At 70.9% G+C, this 20,442-nt stretch carries 16 protein-coding genes and 1 pseudogene; 5 read left to right on the forward strand and 12 right to left on the reverse strand.

Annotation, left to right across the window (positions count from 1 at the left end; translation table 11 throughout):
- Positions 1 to 337 precede the first annotated feature (337 nt).
- The 7 genes from J7I98_RS26415 to J7I98_RS26445 all read right to left on the reverse strand — a co-directional run bounded on the left by J7I98_RS26415 (position 338) and on the right by J7I98_RS26445 (position 10,065).
- Positions 338 to 1,207, reverse strand: coding sequence for an ABC transporter permease (locus J7I98_RS26415; RefSeq protein WP_214926794.1), 870 nt, complete (start codon positions 1,205 to 1,207; stop codon positions 338 to 340).
- On the reverse strand, positions 1,200 to 2,165 hold the full coding sequence (locus tag J7I98_RS26420) for an ABC transporter permease (protein ID WP_214926795.1): 966 nt from the start codon (positions 2,163 to 2,165) through the stop codon (positions 1,200 to 1,202). The genes J7I98_RS26415 and J7I98_RS26420 overlap by 8 nt, the downstream gene beginning before the upstream one ends.
- Before the next feature lie 32 nt (positions 2,166 to 2,197).
- Positions 2,198 to 3,793, reverse strand: a complete 1,596-nt coding sequence (locus J7I98_RS26425) for an ABC transporter substrate-binding protein (RefSeq protein ID WP_214926797.1) — start codon at positions 3,791 to 3,793, stop codon at positions 2,198 to 2,200.
- An 89-nt stretch (positions 3,794 to 3,882) separates the two neighbouring features.
- Positions 3,883 to 4,989, reverse strand: coding sequence for an acyl-CoA dehydrogenase family protein (locus J7I98_RS26430; protein WP_214926798.1), 1,107 nt, complete (start codon positions 4,987 to 4,989; stop codon positions 3,883 to 3,885).
- Positions 4,986 to 6,191: an acyl-CoA dehydrogenase family protein gene (locus J7I98_RS26435; RefSeq protein ID WP_214926800.1), complete on the reverse strand. Its 1,206-nt coding sequence runs from the start codon at positions 6,189 to 6,191 to the stop codon at positions 4,986 to 4,988. The genes J7I98_RS26430 and J7I98_RS26435 overlap by 4 nt, the downstream gene beginning before the upstream one ends.
- Positions 6,188 to 7,156 carry an NADPH:quinone oxidoreductase family protein gene (locus tag J7I98_RS26440; RefSeq protein WP_214926802.1) on the reverse strand — a complete coding sequence of 323 codons (969 nt, stop codon included), beginning with the start codon at positions 7,154 to 7,156 and terminating at the stop codon, positions 6,188 to 6,190. The genes J7I98_RS26435 and J7I98_RS26440 overlap by 4 nt, the downstream gene beginning before the upstream one ends.
- Before the next feature lie 266 nt (positions 7,157 to 7,422).
- Positions 7,423 to 10,065 (reverse strand): beta-N-acetylglucosaminidase domain-containing protein, encoded by a 2,643-nt coding sequence (locus J7I98_RS26445; RefSeq protein ID WP_214926900.1) that lies wholly within the window; start codon positions 10,063 to 10,065, stop codon positions 7,423 to 7,425.
- Positions 10,066 to 10,260: 195 nt separating this feature from the next.
- On the opposite strand from J7I98_RS26445, the gene J7I98_RS26450 reads away from it, so the two are divergent.
- Positions 10,261 to 11,175, forward strand: coding sequence for an SDR family oxidoreductase (locus J7I98_RS26450; RefSeq protein ID WP_214926804.1), 915 nt, complete (start codon positions 10,261 to 10,263; stop codon positions 11,173 to 11,175).
- Between the two features lie 67 nt (positions 11,176 to 11,242).
- Here the strand turns inward: J7I98_RS26450 and J7I98_RS26455 are convergent, their stop codons facing one another.
- Both J7I98_RS26455 and J7I98_RS26460 read right to left on the reverse strand, forming a co-directional pair.
- The gene (locus J7I98_RS26455; protein ID WP_214926807.1) at positions 11,243 to 12,076 is read right to left on the reverse strand and encodes an enoyl-CoA hydratase/isomerase family protein; all 834 of its coding nucleotides are present in this window, start codon (positions 12,074 to 12,076) and stop codon (positions 11,243 to 11,245) included.
- Between the two features lie 57 nt (positions 12,077 to 12,133).
- Positions 12,134 to 12,892, reverse strand: coding sequence for a PIG-L deacetylase family protein (locus tag J7I98_RS26460; RefSeq protein ID WP_251021207.1), 759 nt, complete (start codon positions 12,890 to 12,892; stop codon positions 12,134 to 12,136).
- A gap of 98 nt (positions 12,893 to 12,990) precedes the next feature.
- Here J7I98_RS26460 and J7I98_RS26465 point away from each other — a divergent pair, with 98 nt between their 5' ends.
- The gene (locus J7I98_RS26465; RefSeq protein WP_214926814.1) at positions 12,991 to 14,154 is read left to right on the forward strand and encodes an ABC transporter ATP-binding protein; all 1,164 of its coding nucleotides are present in this window, start codon (positions 12,991 to 12,993) and stop codon (positions 14,152 to 14,154) included.
- Positions 14,155 to 14,228: 74 nt separating this feature from the next.
- Positions 14,229 to 14,481: pseudogene (locus J7I98_RS41365) on the forward strand (cupin); the annotation flags it as partial.
- 89 nt (positions 14,482 to 14,570) lie between these two features.
- Here the strand turns inward: J7I98_RS41365 and J7I98_RS26470 are convergent.
- Genes J7I98_RS26470 through J7I98_RS26480 form a run of 3 tightly spaced genes read right to left on the reverse strand, consistent with a single transcriptional unit; the run spans position 14,571 to position 16,869 of the window.
- The gene (locus tag J7I98_RS26470) at positions 14,571 to 15,521 is read right to left on the reverse strand and encodes an ABC transporter substrate-binding protein (RefSeq protein ID WP_214926815.1); all 951 of its coding nucleotides are present in this window, start codon (positions 15,519 to 15,521) and stop codon (positions 14,571 to 14,573) included.
- Positions 15,518 to 16,192: an ABC transporter permease gene (locus J7I98_RS26475; protein WP_214926823.1), complete on the reverse strand. Its 675-nt coding sequence runs from the start codon at positions 16,190 to 16,192 to the stop codon at positions 15,518 to 15,520. Before J7I98_RS26475 ends, J7I98_RS26470 begins: the two co-directional genes overlap by 4 nt.
- Positions 16,189 to 16,869, reverse strand: a complete 681-nt coding sequence (locus tag J7I98_RS26480) for an ABC transporter permease (protein ID WP_214926825.1) — start codon at positions 16,867 to 16,869, stop codon at positions 16,189 to 16,191. Before J7I98_RS26480 ends, J7I98_RS26475 begins: the two co-directional genes overlap by 4 nt.
- A 153-nt stretch (positions 16,870 to 17,022) precedes the next feature.
- On the opposite strand from J7I98_RS26480, the gene J7I98_RS26485 reads away from it, so the two are divergent.
- Positions 17,023 to 17,598 carry a TetR/AcrR family transcriptional regulator gene (locus tag J7I98_RS26485; RefSeq protein WP_214926826.1) on the forward strand — a complete coding sequence of 192 codons (576 nt, stop codon included), beginning with the start codon at positions 17,023 to 17,025 and terminating at the stop codon, positions 17,596 to 17,598.
- Positions 17,599 to 17,742: 144 nt separating this feature from the next.
- Positions 17,743 to 20,439 carry a SpoIIE family protein phosphatase gene (locus tag J7I98_RS26490; protein WP_308377941.1) on the forward strand — a complete coding sequence of 899 codons (2,697 nt, stop codon included), beginning with the start codon at positions 17,743 to 17,745 and terminating at the stop codon, positions 20,437 to 20,439.
- The last annotated feature ends 3 nt before the right edge of the window (positions 20,440 to 20,442 follow it).

The raw sequence follows: 20,442 nt of genomic DNA on the forward strand, positions 1-20,442 counted from the left end.
GCCGAGCCGCCTGCCACTCCCCTGGGCGCGCTCGCGCCGCTGCTTGCGCCCGGCTCCGCCGAAACGGCCCCAGCACCACGCAGACCGGCAACCGGCGCCGACGCGAAGCCCCCGCTCACGATCCGCGGCACGACGATCGCGCCGCCACCAGCCGACTCAGGTTCGCCAACAGCCAGCGCCTTCGGCGGTGTCGCCGTGCCGCGCTGCGGCGGCGCCGCGGCCTCGCCGGGGCGGGCCGTGGCTGCAGGTCGTGGGGCATCGGCGGTCGCGTCGTCTCGCTGCGCGCTCTCCGCCGGGGCCGGGGCCTGGTCCCGGGGGGACGTGTTGTGTCGGGTACTCACAGCATCAGCTCCGATCGGCGGCGGGGGTTCAGTCGTTCCCGCCAGGCTCCGGCCAGGCCTGCGATCGCCAGGGTCGGGATGATCAGGAGCAGGCCGGGGAAGAGCGTCGGCCACCAGTCGCCCGCCAGCAGCGAACCGCGTGCCGACTGGACCAGGTTGCCGAGGCTCGCCTGGTGCGTCGGCAGGCCGAGGCCCAGGAAGGACAGCGCCGACTCGTGCCACATCGCGTGCGGAATCATCAGCACCGCCGCAAGGCCCGCCTGCGGCAATACGCCCGGCAGCAGGTGACGGACAGTCACCCGCCACCGCGACGCGCCCCCGGACACCGCCGCGTCGATGTACGGACGCGAGCGCAGCGACAGGACTTCCGAGCGGACGATACGGGCCGTAGACAGCCAGTGGGTGAGGGCCACCGACACGATCACCGGCCACACCCCCGGTCGGAACATCGCGACGATGAAGATGCCGAGCAGCAGGTGCGGGACGGACGAGAAGGTGTCGACCAGCCGCATCACCACCCGGTCCGTCCAGCCGCCGAACGCGGCTGCCGCCGCGCCGACCGCCGTTCCGATGAAGGTGGCGGCCAGCGCCGCGACCAGGCCGACGAGGAGTGAGACGCGCAGTCCGTAGACGCAGCGCAGCAACAGGTCGCGGCCGACGTCGTCCGTCCCGAAGGGGTGGGCCGGGGACGGCGGCTGGAGCTTCATCGACAAGTCGACGGCCTGCTGGTCGAGGTCGGCCAGTGGCGGTACGACCAGGACCGCCAGGACCACCGCCGCCACGATCAGCGCAGACGTACGGACGCGGATCGTGCGGGTCGAGCGGCGGGTGCGGCCGTGGGAGCGCCATGCGGTGGGTTCAGCCATCGAAGCCCACCCTCGGGTCCGCCAGTCCGTACAGCACGTCGGAGAGGAGGTTTCCGGCGAGCACCGCCACCGTGGCCAGCACGGTCAGCGCTGCCAGCAGGGGGAAGTCGACGGCAGTGGCCGCCTGCACCGTCGCCGCCGCTATGCCCGGCCAGCTGAAGACCGTCTCGACGAGCAGCGCGCCCGTGATGAGTTCGGGCACGCGCGAGCCGACGAGTGTGAGCATCGGCAGCATTCCGGAGCGCAGGGCGTGGCCGAGCAGGACCGTGCGTTCGCTGAGGCCACGCGATCGCGCCCCGCGCACCGGGTCCTCTTCCAGCGCGTCGGCGACGCCTTGGCGGACGTACAGGAAGAACCAGGGAAGTTGGGAGACCCCGAGGACCGCCGCGGGCAGCACCAGGTGCGAGGCGACCTGGCCGAAGGTGACGACGTCGCTGGCGGTGTCGGTGAGGCCGCCGGCCGGCAGGACGCCCAGCTTCAGGGCGAACAGCCACATGGCCAGCAGGCCCAGCCAGAACGCGGGCGCCGCCTCCAGGGTGTACGCCGCCGAGCTCGCCGCCCGGTCCAGCCGGCCGCCCTGCCTGCGCGCGGCCAGCACGCCCAGCGTCGTACCGAGCAGGATCGCGACGACGAACGCGGCCACGGCCAGGAGGACGGACCAGCCCAGGCGTTCGGCGATGACGTCGGCGACCGGCCGGCGCATCACACCCGAGTCGCCGAGGTCTCCGGTGACCGCCGAGGTCAGCCAGTGCCACCAGCGTCCGACGAGCGGCTGGTCCACGCCGAGGTTGGCGCGGAGCTGGTCGAGGTTTTCCTGCGAGGCGGTGAGGCCCGCGGTGCCCGCGTATGCCTTGACGGGGTCGAAGGGCGAGGCGGCGGCGACGGCGAAGACGCCGAAGGTCACCACCAGCAGGACGGGCACGGCGAACAGGATCCGCCGCCCCGTCATCCTCGCCATCGGCCCCCAGGGGAGCTTCCGGCTCGGGTGTGTCACTTCTTCGGCGTCCAGTCCTCGACGTTCCACCACGGGCCGGAGGCCAGGCCGTGGTCGTGCGGCTCGGTCTGCGTCGTCAGCCCGGACCACTTGTCGTCGACGACGTACAGGTGGTCGATGTGGGTGAGGAAGGTGTAGCCCGGGTTCTTCACGAGCTCGTGCTGGATGGTGTCGTACGCGGCCTTGCGATCGGCCGTCTCACCGCTCCGGCGGCCGTCTTCGAGCGCCTTGTCGACGGCCGGGTTGTCGTACCGGGCCATGTTGTTGAAGGCGTCGCCCGCGAGGGAGGACTGGAGCAGCGCGTACTGGTCGAAGTCCGGGTCGCCGGGCGCTCCGCCGCCCGCGAGGACCGCGTCGTGCTTCATGCGCGGCATGATGACCTCCCAGGTGCCCGCCTGGGTCTTGATGCTGATGCCGGCCTTCTTCGAGTCGGACGCGTAGGCGAGGGCGTGGTCCTGGCGGAGCTTGTCGCCGGACAGGTACCAGAGCGGGAACTCGGCGCGTACGCCGTCCTTGACGCGGATGCCGTCGGCGCCCGCCTTCCAGCCCGCCTCGTCGAGGATCTTCTTCGCCCTGGCGAGGTCGTGCGTGCGCTCGGTGCCCTTGGCGAACCAGGGGCTGTCGGTCGGGACGGGACCGTACGCCGGCTTGCCCGCGCCTTCGAGGATCCGGTCGACCATGGCCTGGCGGTCGACGGCGACGTCGAGGGCCCGCCGTACGTCCGTGTCGCCCGCGACCTTGTTGTGGGTCGGCAGCGTCACGGTGCGGTAGTCGAAGGACCTGGCGGCGTACGTGGTCCTGCCGCTGTCATCCTTGAAGGTATTGGCCAGGTTGGGCGGCAGGACGGCCCCGTCGAGGTCGCCGGCGCGCAGCCGCGTGGCGCGCACGTCGTCGTCCTTGATGATCGCCATGGTGAACTTCTTCACCTTCGGCTCGCCGCCCCAGTAACCGGGGTTGGCCTTGAAGCTGAGCTTCTCGCCCTTGGACCAGCCGGTGAGGATGTACGGTCCGGTGCCGACCGGCTCGGTGGCGAACGCGCCGCTGTTGACGTCCTGGCGGCCCGCGACGTGCTCGGGGGCGATCGGCAGAACGGTGCGCTCGGCGAACGGCGCGTACGGGTACTTGAGCGTGAAGACGACCTTGTGGTCGCCCTCGGCCCGGACGTCCTTGACCGCGTCGAGCTCGGTCTTGGAGGCGTTGTTGGTCTTCTTGTCGAGGATGGTCTTGTAGGTGAAGACCACGTCCTTGGACGTGAAGGGCTTGCCGTCGCTGAACTTCACGCCCTGGCGCAGGGTGTACGTGTACGTCCGGCCGTCGTCGCCGACTTCCGGCAGCTCGGCGGCGAGCGCGGGCTTGAGCGTCATCTCCTCGTCGAAGGTGAGCAGCCCGTCGAAGATCTTGGAGTTGCCGTCCTTGCCGTAGCCGAGGAGAGGACTGAGCGTCTCGGGCTCGTACGCGATGCCGACGACCGCCGAATCCCCGGCCCCGTGTCCGGCGGCGCTCCCGCCCGGATTCGAGCAGGCCGCCGCGGTGATGGCCAGCGTTCCGGCCAGCGTCGCGGCGGCCGCCCCACGTATCGATCGGGACAGCATGGCTCCCCACACCCCTAATAAAGATCAACTGTTATTGCGAATCGGTCGCAATTAAACAGCATGTAGAGGGGTGCTCCAGGACGTGCCCCTTACCGAGGTCCTCGCAGGTCAACGAGGTCGGCGATGGCCTCCTTGTGCCGCCCGGGCGAACCCAGCACGATCTCATCGGACTTGGCCCGCTTGAGGTACAGGTGCGCCGGGTGCTCCCACGTCATCCCGATGCCGCCGTGCAGCTGTACGCACTCCTCGGCCGCCCGCACCGCGACCCGCGAGCAGTACGCCTGCGCGAGCGCGACCGCGAGCGGCGCGTCTGTGGCGCCGGTGGCCAGGGCGTCGGCGGCGTTACGGGCGGCGGCCCGCGCCGAGACGACCTGCAGCCACAGCTGCGCCATGCGGTGCTTGAGCGCCTGGAACGAGCCGACCGGGCGGTTGAACTGCTTGCGGTCGCGCGTGTAGCGGACGACCTCCTCCAGGCACCACTCCGCAACCCCCAGCTGCTCGGACGCGAGCAGTCCGGCCCCGGCGAGCAGCCCGCGGCGTACCGGAGCATCGGCCGAGGCGGCGAGCCGGCGGCCGCGCGCCCCTTCGAGGTTGACGGCGGCGAGCGGCCGGGTCAGGTCCAGCGGAGTGAGGGCGTCCACGCTCACGCCGTCCGCCCCCGTCTCCACCGCGTAGAGACCGTCCTGCGCCGGTACGAGCAGCACCGTGGCGGCGGCCGCGTCGGCGACGCCAGTGATACGGCCCACGAGCAGGCCGTTGCCGTCCGCCCGTACCGTGCCGGAGAGCGCGGCGCCCGGGGCGGCGGACAGCGGGACGGCGAGCACCGCGACCGTACGGCCGCCGGCCAGCGCGCCCAACAGCTCCGCCACGGTCTCGTCCTGCGTGTCGCAGGCCAGCAGCGTCTCGGTGGCGATGACGGCGCTCGTGAGGTACGGCGCCGGGGCGACGCTGCGGCCCAGCTCCTCCAGCACCACCGCGGCCTCGCGGTGTGTGGCGCCCTGGCCGCCCAGCTTCTCGGGCACAAGCAGCCCGGCCAAGCCCATTTCGGTGGCGAGGGAGGCCCACAACCGCTGGTCGTACGGGGTGTCCGACTCGACGCGGGCGAGGACGGCCGGGGCGTCGCAGCGGTCGGCGAGCAGGGACCGTACGGCTGCGCGCAGGTCGTTCTCGGCCTCGGAGTACAGCAGATCGCTCATCGAGCCAGGTCCTTCCAGGCGATGTCCTTGTCGCTGCGCGGCTCTGTCGGGAGGCCGAGCACGCGTTCGGCGACGATGTTCAGCAGCACCTCGCTCGTACCGCCCTCGATGCTGTTGCCCTTGGAGCGCAAGTAGCGGTAGCCGGCGTCGCGTCCGGTGAAGTCGACAAGTTCGGGGCGGCGCATGGTCCAGTCGTCGTACAACATCCCTTCCTCGCCGCGCAGTTCCACCTCCAGGCCGCTGATCTCCTGGTTGAGGCGGGCGAAGGCCAGCTTCATACCGGAGCCCTCGGGGCCCGGCTGTCCGGCCACGAGCTGCTGGCGCAGCCGCTCACCGGCGAGGCGTGCGACCTCCGCCTCGATCCAGAGGTCGAGCAGGCGCTGGTGCAGGTCGTGGGTGCGCAGTTCGGGGCGTTCGCGCCAGGTGTTCGCGACGGGGCCGATCATGCCGCCCTCGCGCGGGATGCGGGAGCCGCCGATCGAGACGCGCTCGTTCATGAGGGTGGTCTGCGCGACCTTCCAGCCCTCGCCGACGGCGCCGAGACGGCGGCTGTCCGGGATGCGTACGTCGGTGAGGAAGACCTCGTTGAACTCGGCCTCACCGGTGATCTGGCGCAGCGGCCTGACCTCGACGCCGGGGTCGGTCATGTCGCACAGGAAGTACGTGATGCCCTGGTGCTTGGGCAGGTCGGGATCGGTGCGGGCGATGAGGATGGCCCAGCGGGCCACATGGGCGCTGGACGTCCAGACCTTCTGCCCGTTGACGACCCATCCTCCCCCACCGTCACGTACCGCCCGCGTCCCGAGCGCCGCGAGGTCTGAGCCCGCGCCCGGCTCGCTGAACAGCTGGCACCACACCTCCTCGCCGACCCACAGCGGCCGCAGCAGGCTCTGCTTCTGCTCGTCCGTACCGAAGCGCAGGATGGTCGGCGCGGCCATGCCGAGGCCGATGCCGATGCGCCGCGGGTCGTTGTCGGGCGCGCCCGCCGCTTCCAGCTCCGCGTCCACTACGGCCTGGAGGGAGCGGGACACTCCGAGTCCGCCGAGCCCTTCGGGGTAGTGCACCCAGGCGAGTCCGGCGTCGAAGCGGGCCTTGAGGAAGTCCGTACGGTCCGTGGTGGCCGACGGGTGTGCGGCCAGCAACTCCCTGGTGAGGCGGCGCACTTCGGCGGCGTCGGTGAGCTTGTCCGGCGTGTCGGTCATCGGGTCGGCCCTTCCGGTACGACGACCACGCGTCCCGTGGTCGTGCCGTCGGCGACGCGCTGGACGGCGTCCGCCGCGTCCTTCATGGCCACGCGCTCGCTGACCAGCGGCTTGATGGCGCCTTCGGCGGCCAGCCTGGTCAGCTCCTGGTGGCAGGCGAGGATCGCGGCCGGGTCCTTGGTGTTGTAGAGGCCCCAGTGCAGGCCGACGATCGAGTAGTTCTTGACCAGGGCGTGGTTGAGCCCGGGCGAGGGGATCGCGCCGCTGGCAAAGCCGACGATCACGATGCGGCCCTCGAAGGCGATGCACTTCACCGACTTGGCGTACGCCTCGCCGCCCACGGGGTCGTAGACGACATCGGCGCCGCGCCCGCCGGTGGCCTCCTTGACCTTGGCCACGATGTCCTCGCTGCGCCGGTCGATGACCAGGTCACAGCCGAGTTCGCGGGCGATGCGTGCCTTGTCGGGGCCGCCGACGACACCGATGACGGTGGCGCCCGCCGCCTTGCCGAGCTGTACGGCGGCGCTGCCGACACCGCCGGCGGCGGCGTGCACGAGCAGAGTTTCGCCCGCCTTGAGGTGCGCCCTGCGGTGCAGCCCGAACCAGCCCGTCTGGTAACCGATGTGCAAGGCGGCCGCCTCAGCGTCGTCCAGCGCATCGGGGGCGGGCAGCACGGTGGCCGCGTCCACGGCGACGTACTCGGCGAAACCGCCGCGCGGCAGCGCCGGGTTGGCGATCACGCGGCGGCCGTCCTCGGTCTCGCCGCAGATCTCGACGCCGGGGGTGAAGGGGAGGGGCGGCCGGACCTGGTACTGGCCGCGGCAGAGCAGGGCGTCGGGGAAGTTGATGTTCGCGGCCAGCACCTTGAGGAGGAGCTGCCCTTCGCCCGGCGTGGGTTTTTCGACCTCGTCGAGCCGCATCACCTCGCTCGGCTCACCGTTCTCGTATACACGCCATGCCTGCATCTGAGGTCCTCCACAACACCGTAGGCAGTACCCGCTCGGCGCATACTAAGCGGTCGCTTGCCATGAATGGAACACCTGCAGGCCAGGCAGCTCCGGGTTACCGCGAACGATCTTTCCCTACTCGCCCCTTCCCGAACCGGGGGCAAGCTCCCAGACCCCCGGACGCCCCGAGGCGCGGGGTCTGGGGCGGAGCCCCCACGCGGCGGCAGCCGCAAAATGTCACAGCCGGGAAAGGGGCGGGTAGGGGAATGCGCCGCAGGCGGCACCTACCGCACAACCACCTCCGCGATCACCGGCGCACCCGTACCCGCCGCCCAGAGCAGCCGCACATCAGAGACCGGCGCTCCCCCAACCCTGAACTCCCCATAGGCCCTGCGGAGTTGGCCGACCGTACGCCACGCACCATCCTCCCCCCGCACCTGTACCGCCGCCCGCGCCGCCCCGCCCTCCGGCTGGAGCACCGTCACGGACTTCACCGCCCGAACCCCGCCCAGCGCCACCTGGAGCGCCTCGCCGGGCTCGGACGCGCGCGCCGCCCGGTAGGCGGTCCCGACGTCCCCGTCGGCCGCGGCCCGCAGGCTGCTGCCGGTCGCAGCGGGCGGGCCGCCGGACACCGCCGCGTCCAGCGTCTCGACGCTGAATTCCCGCACCACCAGCCAGTTCGTCTGGCCGGCCGTCGCCCGCGCCCGTACATAGCGCGCCTTCGTCCCGGCCGGAGCCGTCGCGTCCACGGTCGGCGTACCGGAGAAGGCGCCGAGCTGCTCCCAGCTGGTCCCGTCGGACGAGTACTCCAGCACTCCTTGGCGCAGGTAGTCGTTGACGCTCCCCGGCTTGGCCATGGCGAGACTGATCTCGCCGATCTCGCGCTCCTTGCGCAGGTCGACCGTCACATGGTCGCCCGCCCTCACCGCGCGGCTGCTCCAGAAGTACGTCGAGTCGTCGCCGTCGAGCATCCGCGAGATCACGTTGCCCTGGTACGTACCCAGGCTGGTGAGGCCCTTGACGCTGCCGGTCACGCCGAGCAGCCGGTCGTGCTCGGCGGCCGCGTCCTCGATGAACTTGTCGAGCACGCCGTCACCCACGACCACCGGAATCCTGCGCCCGTCCAGGTCGGTGTAGGTGAAGGACTTCGCCGTGGCGACGAGCCCGGGCAGCCGCTGCCGCAGCTTCCACGCGTCGGCGCCCTCGCCGTCGCGCGCCTCGCCGACCAGTCGCAGCGCGGCGCGGGTCGCGACGCCCCAGGCCTCGGCCGCGTCGAGCCAGGGCTCGCTTTCGGTAATGAACTCCCGCTCGGAAATGCGCTCGCGCAGCACGTCGGGGGACAGCTGGAGGTCTTCCAGCGCTTCGTCCAGCTCCTCTTCGTCTCCCGACTGCCAGAACCGGTCGATGTGGGCCGCCAGGTCGGGCGCCTGCTGCGCATTGATGCGGGAGCTGTAGTTGACGTCGGAGAAGATCCGCAGGGCCTTCTCCGTCCTCGCGTCTCCGTCCGCGTACTGGGAGATGGCCGTCTGCCAGGACCTGAGCGGGTCGTAGGCGTCGTCGTTCCACGTGTAGTCGGCGACCGTCATCAGCGGGATCTTGGAGACGTACGCCTGGTTCATCGGGTTCGCGGTGATACCGGCTCCGAGCTGCGCGGGCATCCCTGTCTCCCGGCCGTTGTACGGGCCGAGCAGTATCCGGTTGGTGACGTAGTCGTTCACCGGGTAGTTGTCCCAGAGCAGTATCGGGTGGGCGAACACATCACGCGCTGCCATCGCCTGCGACACCGTGATCACCGGCGCGATGACGCCGACACCGGTCCATTCGACCACCACGTCGTCGTCGAGGTACTCGGCGAGGGTGTTCTTGTACGGGGACGGGGTGACGTTGTAGTACTCCGTCGGCACCATCTGGAGGGGCGCGGCGCCCGGGTGGGTGGCGATGAAGTCCCGGTTGACCCGGTTCAGGAGGTACGCCTGGGCGGCTCCCGCGGCAGCCGCTCCCGTACCCCACCTGTCCTGGTCGGCCTGGCAGTTCCACTTGGTGTAACTGATGTCGTCGAGCGGGACGGCGTACGTGCGGATGCCGAGCTCCCAGACTGTCCGGAACTTGTCGGTCAGCGCCTTGATGTCGGCCTCGGAGCTATAGCAGACGGAGAGTCCGGGCGACAGCGCGTAAGTGAACTCGACGTGGCGGGCGCGGGCGCGGTCGACGAGCTCCTTCATCTTCGCGAGCTGGGCGGCGGGATAGGGCTCCCGCCACCTCTCGCGGAGATACGGGTCGTCCTTCGGCGAGTAGACGTAGATGTTCATCTTGTGCTCGCCGTAGAAGTCGAGCTGGTCCAGGCGTGCGGCGTGGGTCCACGGGATGCCGTAGAAACCCTCGATGACACCGCGCGTCGCGGTGCCCGGCCAGTCGCGGACCTCGATGCCCCCGGCCTTCCCTCCGGGACGGTCGCGTCGAGGCAGCACTTGGCGCAGCGACTGGGCCGCGTAGTACGTACCGACGGCGTCCTTGCCCGCGAGTGCGATGCGGCGCTCGCCGATGCCCAGGACGTAGCCCTCGGCCGGAAGTTCCACGGGGCCTTCGATGCCGAGGGCGGCCAGTGCGCCCGCGGTCTGCGGGGTCTCCGCCGCGCCGCCGACGTACACGCTGAGCCTGCCCTCGACGGGACGTTCACCGTGTACGACGCTGTCCACGCCCGCGTCGAGCAGCGCCTGCCGGGTCACACCGATGGCCGCGGGGTCGGCCCCGGCGCCGGCGATGAGCGTCACGGTGCGCGTGAGAACGGCCTGGTCCGCGCGTTGCGTGAGGTCCTGCGGAGTCGGGGTTATCACGGGGTCGGATCTTCGGACGCCGCCTTCCGCCGGGCCGGCGGCGGCCCCGACGGCAGGAACACCGAGTACGAGCGAGAGAGCGGTAGCGAGCATGGCGAGGCGGCGCAGGCGGAGCGTCACACGTCCTCCAGAAGTCCCGTTGAACACCGTGGGCATTCGCGCATCACAACGCACAGAATCCACCAGGGACCTGACAGACTGTCAATGGCGCGCTACGCCAAATAGGACATTTCAATAAGTTCCCCTTTGCCATTCAGCTTTGCGGCGGATAGCTGTATCGATGCGGCCATGACAGAGCGGAAGAAGACGACGGGAACGGCCTCCGGCCTTCCCGGCCCTCCGCCGACGGGCGCGAGCGCGCTGCCGCCCGGCACGTACGAGGGCAGCACCGTGCTGGTGACGGGCGGCGGGACGGGGCTCGGCAAGGCGATCGCGGCGGAGTTCGCGCGACTCGGTGCGGATCTGGTGATCGCGAGCCGCAGCTCGGAGCATCTGCTGCCGGCCCGGGAGGAACTGGCCGCGATCGGCGGCGGGGGCCGGGTCATGGCCGCGGTGTGCGACATCCGGGACCCGGAGCGGATCACCGAGGTCTTCGAAGCGGCCGAGGCGGCGTACGGCCTGCCGGACGTCCTGGTCAACAACGCGGCGGCCAACTTCCCTGTGCCCGCAGAGGACATGTCGCCGAACGCGTGGCGCTCGGTCGTGGACATCACGCTCACCGGAACGTGGTTCATGACGCGCGAGTTCGCCCGCCGCCATCTCGCAGCCCGGACGCCGGGTTCGATCGTCAGTGTGGGTGCCTCGTACGCGTGGACGGGCGGCCCGGGCTTCGCGCACAGTGCGGCTGCCAAGGCGGGCGTACAGAGCCTCGTCGAGACGCTGGCCGTCGAGTGGGGCCCGTACGGCATCCAGGTCAACGGCCTGGTGCCGGGCCTCGTCCCGCACGACGACATGACGGAGGCCATACGCGGCCCGCTCGACGGGGTACCGGAGAAGGATGCGCGGCAGCCGGCCCTGAGAGTCGGGCAGCCGCGAGAGGTGGGCTGGGCGGCAACGTTCCTCGCGTCGCCGTACGCCAGATTCATCACCGGCCACACGCTGGTGGTCGACGGTGCGAACTGGCAGCGGCGGAGTGTGGTGAGCGCGCCGGTGGTGCCGGTGCGGGAGCAGTTGGGGAGGGGGGCGTTCGGGGGTGTGGGGTAGCGGGGGTGGCCCTGCGGCGCGGGTGGCCCTGCGGGCGGCTGTTCCGCCCCGCAGGGCCGGCCAGCCTCTACCTCCCCCCGAAATCCGCGCTGCGGCGAGCCGCCTTCGCCGCGTACCCCTCCCGCGCATCCTCCGACGTCAGCGTGAGCGCCGCCGTCATCGCCGTCCGCTCCAGCGCCCCCGCCATCGCCGCGTCCGCATAAGCGTCGACAGAACGCTTGATGCCCTGGACCGCGAGCGGCGCGTTCGCCGCGATCCCGGCCGCCGTCGCCTGTGCGGCGGCGGCCAGTTCGCCCACCGGTACGACCTCCTGCACGAGCCCCAGGCGTTCCGCCTTCGCCACGTCGATACGCCGCCCGGTCAGCGCAAGGTACTTCGCCCAGCCGGCCCCCGCCTCCCGCGCGATCCGCAAATCGCCGCCCGCGTCGACCGCGACCCCGAGCTGCGCCTCGGGCAGTGCGAAGACCGCGTCGTCCGCGGCGATCCGCAAGTCCGCCATGAGGGCCAGCTCGAAGCCGAAGCCCAGGCAGTAACCCTGCACGGCGGCCACGACGGGCTGCGGGAGACGGGCGAAGGCGGCGAACCTTTCGTGTGCCCAGCGGATGCCTTCGTAGTAATTACGTGTCCGCTCGGCCCCGGAGCGGCCCGTGATCCCGCCACCGGGCGCCGTGACGTCGATGCCCGCGCAGAAGGCCCGTCCCCCCGCCCGCAGCAGCACCACTCTCACCGTGTCGTCGAAGCGGACACGGTCCGCCATGAGGCCGAGCTGACGCGTCGACTCCCAGCTCCAGGCGTTGAGCCTGTCCGGCCGGCAGAGGGTGAGGACGCCGATGCCGTCCTCGATATCGAGGCGCATCCGCTCCTCACCCTCGGCGACCTCCGTGCCAATGGTGTCGATCACAGCACCGCACCCCTCCCCCACTCCTGACTATGCGTCAGGAAGGGTACGGGCCGGGGCTCAGCGGCTGAAGACCTCGAACGTGACAGCAGGCGTTCCACCGAAACGCGGCGCCGCCGCCTGCGCATGCCGGCTCAGGAAAGCGCGGCAATACGCCTCGGGGTCCTCGTCCGTCAACGCCTCGATGTAGGCCCGGTGTTCGAGCAGGGACTGCACGCCCCGCTCAAGCCCCGGCGTCGCGTCCACCGCGTGCGTCGGCGTGGCGGAGCCCGCGACCGCGACCCAGCGCACCCCGTCCCACGGTGCGAGGCCCTGCTCGGTGAGCTCGGGGAAGATCCACCGGTTCCCGGCGTCCCCGGCCGCGTCGAGAACGGCGCGGCCGACGGCCCGGTGGTCGGGGGTGTTCCACGCGATGCCGCCCCACGTGTCGCGGTGGTTGAGGGTGATGACGAGCTCGGGGCGGTGCTTGCGGACGGCGGCGGCGATGTCGCGGCGCAGCCCGATCCCGTACTCGATCACGCCGTCCTTGTGGTCGAGGAACTCGACCGCGCTCACGCCGACGACCGCCGCACTGGCCCGCTGCTCCTGCTCGCGCAGCGGCCCGCACTTGGCGGGCTCCAGCCCGTCGATCCCGGCCTCACCGCGAGTGGCGAGCAGATACGTCACTTCGCGGCCGCCGTCGGTCCATCCCGCGATGGCTCCGGCGCACCCGTATTCGAGGTCGTCCGGGTGCGCCACCACGGCCAGGGCACACTGCCAGTCGGAGGGCATCGGTTGAAGTTGAAGCTGCTCAATCGGCTGTGCCGGATCGGTCGTCATGCGCGCAGGATAATAGGCGGCGAAGCGGTCCATGTGTGGTGACTCGTACAGTCGCGGCCGGTGTGCGCCCGGCCCCCGCCGCTTCTAGCGTGGCGTACATGATCCGGTTCGAGCAGGTCAGTAAGGTCTACCCGGACGGCACCACGGCCGTCCACGACCTGTCCTTCGAGGTGGCGGAGGGCGAGCTGGTCACCCTGGTCGGCCCTTCCGGCTGCGGCAAGACGACCACGATGATGATGGTGAACCGGCTGATCGAGCCCACCTCGGGCCGGATCCTCATGAACGGCGAAGACATCGCGGGCGTCGACCCCGTCAAGCTGCGCCGCCGTATCGGATACGTCATCCAGCAGGTCGGCCTCTTCCCGCACCGCACGATCCTCGACAACACCGCCACCGTCCCGTTCCTGACCGGCTGGAAGAAGCCGAAGGCGAGGCAGCGGGCGGCCGAGCTGCTCGACCTGGTCGGGCTCGATCCGTCCGTGTACGGCTCGCGCTACCCGGACCAGCTGTCCGGCGGCCAGCGCCAGCGGGTCGGCGTCGCCCGTGCGCTGGCGGCCGACCCGCCCGTACTCCTGATGGACGAACCCTTCGGAGCGGTCGACCCGGTGGTGCGCGAGCGTCTCCAGGACGAGTTCCTCGGCCTTCAGGCGACGGTCCGCAAGACGGTACTGCTGGTCACGCACGACATCGAGGAAGCGGTGCGGATGGGCGACCGTATCGCGGTGTACGGGGAGGGGCTCATCGAGCAGTTCGACACCCCGGGCACAGTGCTGGGCACGCCCGCGACCCCCTATGTGGCGCAGTTCGTGGGCGCGGACCGGGGCCTGAAGCGGCTGTCCGTCACCGAGATCGAGGCCGACGACCTGGAGCAGCCGCCGGTGGCCCGGCTCGACGAGGCGGCGCAGACGGCGGCGGCCGGGCTGCGCTCCGAGGGCGCCCGGTGGGCCGTCGTCCTCACCGACGGCGGTGACCTGCACGGCTGGGTGTCCGCCGACGAACTCGCCTTCGCGGGGCAGGGCGCCGAAGTCGGCGATCTGGCCCGACGGATGGACGCCTGGGTTCCGGTGGGGGCGCCGCTCAAGCAGGCGTTCAGCGAGATGCTGCAGCACGACGCGGGGTGGGTGGCGGTACTCGACGGCGCGAAGTTCGTCGGCGTACTCACTCCGGCGAAGCTCCACGAGGCGCTGCGCCGCTCGGTCGACGCGGACGCGCAGGGCGTGCCGCGCGGTCAGGTGGACTTCGACTCGGTCGCGGACGCGTAGGGCTATTGACCGGCCTGGCGCGCGGACTCCAGGTTCCGCAGCGAGAAAGCGCTGGCCGCACTCAAGGAGGCTCCGTGCCGAGCGGATACGAAGGGCTGCCCGGCGGCATCGGCATCTCGCTGCTGCGGGTGTACGACTGGCCCTCCCCCGACGGGCTGCGCGGCGGCACGCACCATCTCCATCTCACGTGTTCCGAAAGGTACTTGGTGACCGGCGGCCGGGGCACGGTCCAGACCCCTCACCGCATCCGGCTTCCACGAGACATCCCTCGCCGAGGGCACGCCGGCCTGGTTCACGCCCGGCACCATCCACCGACTCGTCAACGACGGCGACTGCGGGTGCCTGGCGCAGGCGGCCGTATACGCCGAACAGCCCGCCGCGCACGGCAGGTTCGGGATGTGCGGCCGGCTCGACGTCTACGACGCCGTGATCAGCTTCTTGGACTCCAGGTAGCCCCTGGCGACGTCTTCGGGCAGCCTGCGCCAGCTGTCCACCTGCTCGTTGAGGGACGCCAGGTCTTTCGTCGTCAGTACGGTGTTGAGCTTGTCCAGCGCGGCCGCGACCCCGGCGGACCCTGCCCGCGACCTGTTCACCACGGGCACGATGTAGTCGGCGTTCTGGAGGTTTTTGTCGTCCGCCAGCAGCACCAGGCCGAAGTCGTCGAGGGTCGCGTCGGTGGTCGTGGTGAGCAGCATCTGGTCCTGACCGCTCTGGACGGCCTGCTTCGCCGGGGTCGTGCCGACGCCCTTGGGGTCGACGGCGGTGATGTCGATGCCGTACGTCTTCTCCAGGCCGGGCTCGCAGTACGGGCGCTTCACGCACTCGTCGCCCGCCACGAGGCGCACGGGCTGCGCCGATTTTCCGAGGTCGGTGAGGGTCTTCAGGCGGTACTTCGCGGCGTACGCACGGGTGACGGCGAAGGCGTTCTGGTCGACGGCCCTGCCCGGGGCGAGGACGGTGAGGCCGCGCGGGGTGGCGAGCTTGCGCAGGGCGGTCATGGTGGTGCCCAGGTCGGGTGAGCCGACGGGCCGGGCTTCGGGGCCGTCGGCCTTGGCGTTCAGCCAGTCCGCGAAGGTGGCGGCGTATTCGGGGACGACGTCGATCTGGCCGCTTTCCAGGGCGGGTTCGTACAGCTCCCGGTTGGTGACGGAGAGGATCGTCGTCCCGTATCCGGCCCGGCCGAGCAGCAGGGCGTACATCTGGGCGAGCAGGTCGCTCTCGGTGAAGCCCGCCGATCCGATGGTCAGGTTGCGGCTGTCGCCGGGCGGGGCGGTGACCTCTCCCTGGTCCTCCAGCGAGGGTCCTGTGGTGCAGGCGGTGGCGGTGAGGAGGAACGTAACAGCGGCGGCCCGGGCGGCGGGTCTCATCGCATGCCGCCCTTCGAGCACTGCGGAGCGAGCCGCTGCCCGATCTCGAACAGCGCCTCCACCAGCAGCGCAAAGACCGCGACCAGCACGGCGCCCGCGACCACCTGCGGCGTGCTCGCGAGATTGAAGCCCGCGGTGATGATCCGCCCGAGGCCGCCGCCGCCCGCCAGCGCCGCGATGGTCGCGGTCGCGACCAGCTGCACGGCCGCGATCCGCACCCCGGTGAGGATCAGCGGCAGCGCGAGCGGAAGCTCGACGCGCCACAGCAGCTGGCCGCCCGTCATGCCCATCCCCCGGGCCGCCCGGACGATGTCGCGGTCGACGCCGCGCATGCCGACGTACGCGTTGGTGAGGAGCGGCGGTACGGCGAAGAGGACCAGCGCGATGATCGTCGGCCAGTCGCCGTACTCGCCGATGGGAGTGAGCAGCAGGAGCACGAGGACGGCGAAGGTCGGCACGGCGCGGCCGACGTTGGAGATGTTGACGGCGAGCGCGCCGCCCTTGCCGAGGTGGCCGAGTACGAGTGCGACGGGGAGTGCGATCAGGCAGCTGATCAGCAGGCAGACGACGGTGAGGAAGAGATGCTCGCCGAGCCGGCTCCAGACGCCGCTTTCGCCCGACCAGTTGGCGGAGTTGGTGAGCCAGTCCCAGGCCTCGGAGAGGATGTTCACGCGCGCGACTCCCGCAACCAGGGGGTGAGCAGCCGCTGGACGCCGAGCAGCAGGAGGTCGGCGGCGACGGCGATGACGACGCACAGGACGGACGCGGTGAGGACCTGGGCCTTGAAGTACGTGTTCATGCCGGTGTAGATGAGGTTTCCGAGGCCGCCGTGGCCGACGATCGCGCCGATGGTGACGAGCGAGACGGCGGAGACCGTGGCGATGCGCAGGCCGGCCATGGCGGCGGGGAGCGCGAGGGGGAGCTCGACGGCGAGCAGCAGCCTGACCTGCCCGTAGCCCATGCCGCGGGCGGCCTGCCGGGTCTCCTCGGGCACGGCCCGCAGTCCGGCGAGGATGTTGCGTACGAGCAGGGTGAGCGAATAGAGCACGAGCCCTGCGACGACGAGCGAGGCGGAGAGGCCGTACACCGGCAGCAGCAGCGAGAACATCGCGAGCGACGGAATGGTGTAGAGGACGGTCGTCACTCCCAGCACGGGTCCCGCCGCCCAGCGCTTGCGGCGTGCGGCGATGGCGAGGGGAACGGCGAGCACGAGGCCCAGGAGGACGGAGACGACGGTCAGCTGGAGGTGCTGCGCGACCGCGTCCAGAAGGATCTCGCTGCGCGTCGAGAGGTATTCGCCGCAGATCCACTCATTGCGCGCGAGGCAGTCGTCCGGGGGCGCGGTCACCCGTCCATTGCAGCCCGGGGGCGGGGGCGGCCGCGCGTATTGGTGGACTGTTCGAGGTGCTCGCACGCCACTGTTCGGGGTGCTCGCCCGCCGCCGTTGAAGCACTATGCTTGCAGTGGTCTGTGCGTAGTGCAACGAGCGGAGTACTTCCCCATGGTGCGCAGGAACGACGAGCGAAGGGCGGCCCTCGTCGACGCCGCCATCGAAGTACTGGCCAAGGAGGGTGCCCGAGGTCTGACCTTCCGGGCGGTGGACATCGAGGCAGCCGTGCCCACCGGAACCGCCTCCAACTACTTCGCCAACCGCGACGACCTGCTCACCCAGGCGGGCGCCCGTGTCTACGAGCGGCTCCAGCCCGACGAGGAGACCATCGCGCGTCAGCGGGCGAGCGCACCGGACCGGGAGACGTACGCGCTGCTCATGCGCGAGGTGGTCGGCCGGGTCACTGCCTTCCGGACCGGCTATCTGGCGCTGCTCGAACTGCGCCTGGAGGCCACCCGGCGCCCCGAGCTGCGCGCGGTGCTGACCGAGCGCGTGCGTGCCGACGTCGACGCCAACGTGGCCTATCACGAGGCTTCCGGCCTGCCCGGCGACGCGACCTCGGTCCGGCTGCTGTACCTGGCGTTCAACTGGCTCATCGTCGAACAGCTCACCCTGCCGGGAGTGTTCTCCGAGGCCGAGCGCGATCAACTCGTCACGGCCGCGGTCGAGCGCATCGTGACGCCGTAACCCAGCCGCTGACCCACCCGCCGACTCGGCTGCTGAACCGCGCGCTGCCGAGGCGGCCGTCCTGTTCTCGCCCGCCCCCCGACGGCCGACCGGTGCTACAAATGACAACGTGGTCGATCGTTTCAACCCGTGCCGGGCGCGTTGGTGCGTTCACTAGCCAGGAAGCGCCGCCGAAGCGTCGCCGGACAGGTCTTCGTCCTCCAGGTGGCGGTCGTGGTGCTGCTCGCCGCCGGTGCCGTGCTGGCCCTGGTGCTCCAGTCGCGCTACGACAGCGATCGTGAGGCCCGTACCCGGTCGGTGGCGGTCGCGGAGACATTCGCCCACTCGCTCGGGCTCCGCGAGGCGCTCAGGGCCCCCGATCCGTCCAGGATCCTCCAGCCGCTCACGGAAGAGACGCGCAGAAGCGCGGGCGTCGACTTCATCGTGGTGATGGACACCCGCGGAATCCGCTACACGCACCCCCAGCCCGACCGCATCGGCAAGCGGTTCGTCGGCACGATCGAGCCCTCCCTGGCAGGCCAGGTGCACACCGAGAGCGTACGAGGGCCCCTCGGCCGCGAGATCCAGGCCATCGTCCCGGTGACCTCCGGCGGCCGGGTCGTGGCACTGGTGTCGGCCGGTCTCACGGTGGAGAACGTCACCGGTCTGGTCGACCGGCAGCTCCCGGTCATCCTCGGAGTCAGCGCGGCCGGCCTGGCCATGGCCACCATCGGCACAGCGCTGGTCACCAGGCGGTTGCGGCGCCAGACCCACGGGCTCGGAACGCTTGAGATGACCCGTATGTACGAACACCACGACGCGGTCCTGCACGCCGTACGCGAGGGCGTTCTGATCACCGACGGCGAGGGCAGGCTGCTGCTCGCCAACGACGAGGCCAGGCGGCTGCTCGATCTTCCGGCCGACGCGGAGGGACGGCACATCCGGGAGCTGTCCGGGCTCGATCAGCGCATGGCCGCTCTCCTGATGTCCGGCCGGGTGGCCACGGACGAGGTCCTCGCGGCCGGAGACCGGCTGCTGGTGGTGAACCAGCGGCCGACCAAGCCCCACGGCCAGGCGGAGGGGGCCGCGGTCACCATCCGCGACTCCACCGAGATGCGCATCCTCACCAGCCGGGCCGATGCGGCGCGCAGACGGCTGAAGCTGCTGTACGACGCCGGTGTCGGCATCGGTACCACGCTCGACGTGGTGCGGACGGCCGAGGAACTGGCGGATGTCGCCGTACCCCGGTTCGCGGACTTCGTGACCGTCGATCTGGCGGACCCGGTGCTCCACGGCGACGAGCCGACCGGCACCGTCACCGGCGCCGACATCCGCCGCACGGCAGTCAGCGGGATCCGCGACGACCACCCTCTCTACCCGAGCGGCAAGCTGATCGACTTCGTCCCCTCCACCCCGCAGGCCCGCGGCCTCGGCAGCGGCCAGGCCGAACTGGTACCCGACCTGGCGGACGCACCGGGCTGGTTCGCCCAGGACCCGCCACGGGCGCAGCGCATTGTCGAGTACGGCATCCACTCCCTCATCACGGCCCCTCTCAAGGGACGCGGCTTCGTGCTGGGAGTGGTCAACTTCTGGCGCTCGCAGAAGCAGGAACCGTTCGACGACGACGATCTGTCCCTCGCCGAGGAACTGGTCGCGCGGGCCGCTGTCAGTATCGACAACGCCCGCCGCTACACCCGCGAGCACGCCGTGGCCGTGACGCTCCAGCGCAGCCTGATGCCGCGCGGCCTGCCGGAGGAGAGCGCCGTCGAGGTGGCGCACTACTACCTGCCCGCACAGTCCGGGGTGGGCGGCGACTGGTTCGACGTGATCCCGCTGTCCGGCAGCCGCGTCGCTCTCGTCGTCGGTGATGTCGTCGGCCACGGACTGCACGCCGCGGCCACCATGGGCCGGCTGCGCACGGCCGTGCACAACTTCTCGTCCCTCGACCTGCCGCCCGACGAGCTGCTCGCCCGTCTCGACGACCTCGTCCAGCGCATCGACCACAGCGAGGACGAGAACGGCGACACCGACAACGGCATGCTGGGCGCCACCTGTCTGTACGCCATCTACGACCCGGTGTCCCAGCACTGCGTCATGGCACGGGCGGGACACCCGCCGCCCCTGGTGGTCAGCCCCGACGGAACGGTGGAAGTCGTGCAACTGCCGACCGGACCGCCGCTGGGGCTGGGCGGGATGCCGTTCGAGGCCGCGGAGCTGCACCTGAGCGAGGGCAGCCAGCTGGTGCTCTACACCGACGGGCTGATCGAGGACCGCACCCGTGACATCGACAAGGGACTGGAGCTGCTGCGCACCGCTCTGAGCCATCCCGACCGGCCTCCGCAGGAAAGCTGCCGGGCGGTTCTCGACGTACTGCTGCCGACTCGCCCGCGGGACGACGTCGCCCTGCTCATCGCGCGGACGAGGACGCTGGGCGCGGACCGCGTCGCCGAGTGGGATGTGCCGTTCGAGCCGAGCGCGGTCAGTGCCATGCGGGCCGTCGTCGTCGAGAAACTGGATGAATGGGACCTGTCGGCTCTCGCCTTCGGCACGGAGCTGATCCTCAGCGAGCTGATCACCAACGCCATCCGCTACGGCTCCGCCCCGGTCCGGATACGGTTGCTGCGCGACCGCACACTGACCTGTGAGGTGTCCGACGGGAGCAGTACCTCGCCGCATCTGCGTTACGCCGCCACCACGGACGAGGGCGGACGCGGGCTCTTCCTGGTGGCGCAGCTCAGCCAGCGGTGGGGTACGCGGTACACACCGGCGGGCAAGGTCATCTGGGCCGAGCAGCCGCTGCCGGGCTCGCCGGGAGCCTCGGAGCCCGAGCTCCTGGACTTCTTCGACATCGAAGCGCTCTGACGC

This window comes from Streptomyces sp. ISL-98, assembly GCF_018614055.1.
GTDB lineage: Bacteria > Actinomycetota > Actinomycetes > Streptomycetales > Streptomycetaceae > Streptomyces > Streptomyces spiramyceticus.

What these genes read in the sequence shown, in the direction of transcription:
- J7I98_RS26430 (WP_214926798.1), bottom strand. Translation starts at nt 4,989, where the DNA reads ATGAGCGATCTGCTGTACTCCGAGGCCGAGAACGACCTGCGCGCAGCC.
- J7I98_RS26485 (WP_214926826.1), top strand. Translation starts at nt 17,023, where the DNA reads ATGGTGCGCAGGAACGACGAGCGAAGGGCGGCCCTCGTCGACGCCGCC.
- J7I98_RS26465 (WP_214926814.1), top strand. Translation starts at nt 12,991, where the DNA reads ATGATCCGGTTCGAGCAGGTCAGTAAGGTCTACCCGGACGGCACCACG.
- J7I98_RS26470 (WP_214926815.1), bottom strand. Translation starts at nt 15,521, where the DNA reads ATGAGACCCGCCGCCCGGGCCGCCGCTGTTACGTTCCTCCTCACCGCC.
- J7I98_RS26440 (WP_214926802.1), bottom strand. Translation starts at nt 7,156, where the DNA reads ATGCAGGCATGGCGTGTATACGAGAACGGTGAGCCGAGCGAGGTGATG.
- J7I98_RS26460 (WP_251021207.1), bottom strand. Translation starts at nt 12,892, where the DNA reads ATGACGACCGATCCGGCACAGCCGATTGAGCAGCTTCAACTTCAACCG.
- J7I98_RS26435 (WP_214926800.1), bottom strand. Translation starts at nt 6,191, where the DNA reads ATGACCGACACGCCGGACAAGCTCACCGACGCCGCCGAAGTGCGCCGC.
- J7I98_RS26415 (WP_214926794.1), bottom strand. Translation starts at nt 1,207, where the DNA reads ATGGCTGAACCCACCGCATGGCGCTCCCACGGCCGCACCCGCCGCTCG.
- J7I98_RS26445 (WP_214926900.1), bottom strand. Translation starts at nt 10,065, where the DNA reads ATGCTCGCTACCGCTCTCTCGCTCGTACTCGGTGTTCCTGCCGTCGGG.
- J7I98_RS26425 (WP_214926797.1), bottom strand. Translation starts at nt 3,793, where the DNA reads ATGCTGTCCCGATCGATACGTGGGGCGGCCGCCGCGACGCTGGCCGGA.
- J7I98_RS26420 (WP_214926795.1), bottom strand. Translation starts at nt 2,165, where the DNA reads ATGGCGAGGATGACGGGGCGGCGGATCCTGTTCGCCGTGCCCGTCCTG.
- J7I98_RS26450 (WP_214926804.1), top strand. Translation starts at nt 10,261, where the DNA reads ATGACAGAGCGGAAGAAGACGACGGGAACGGCCTCCGGCCTTCCCGGC.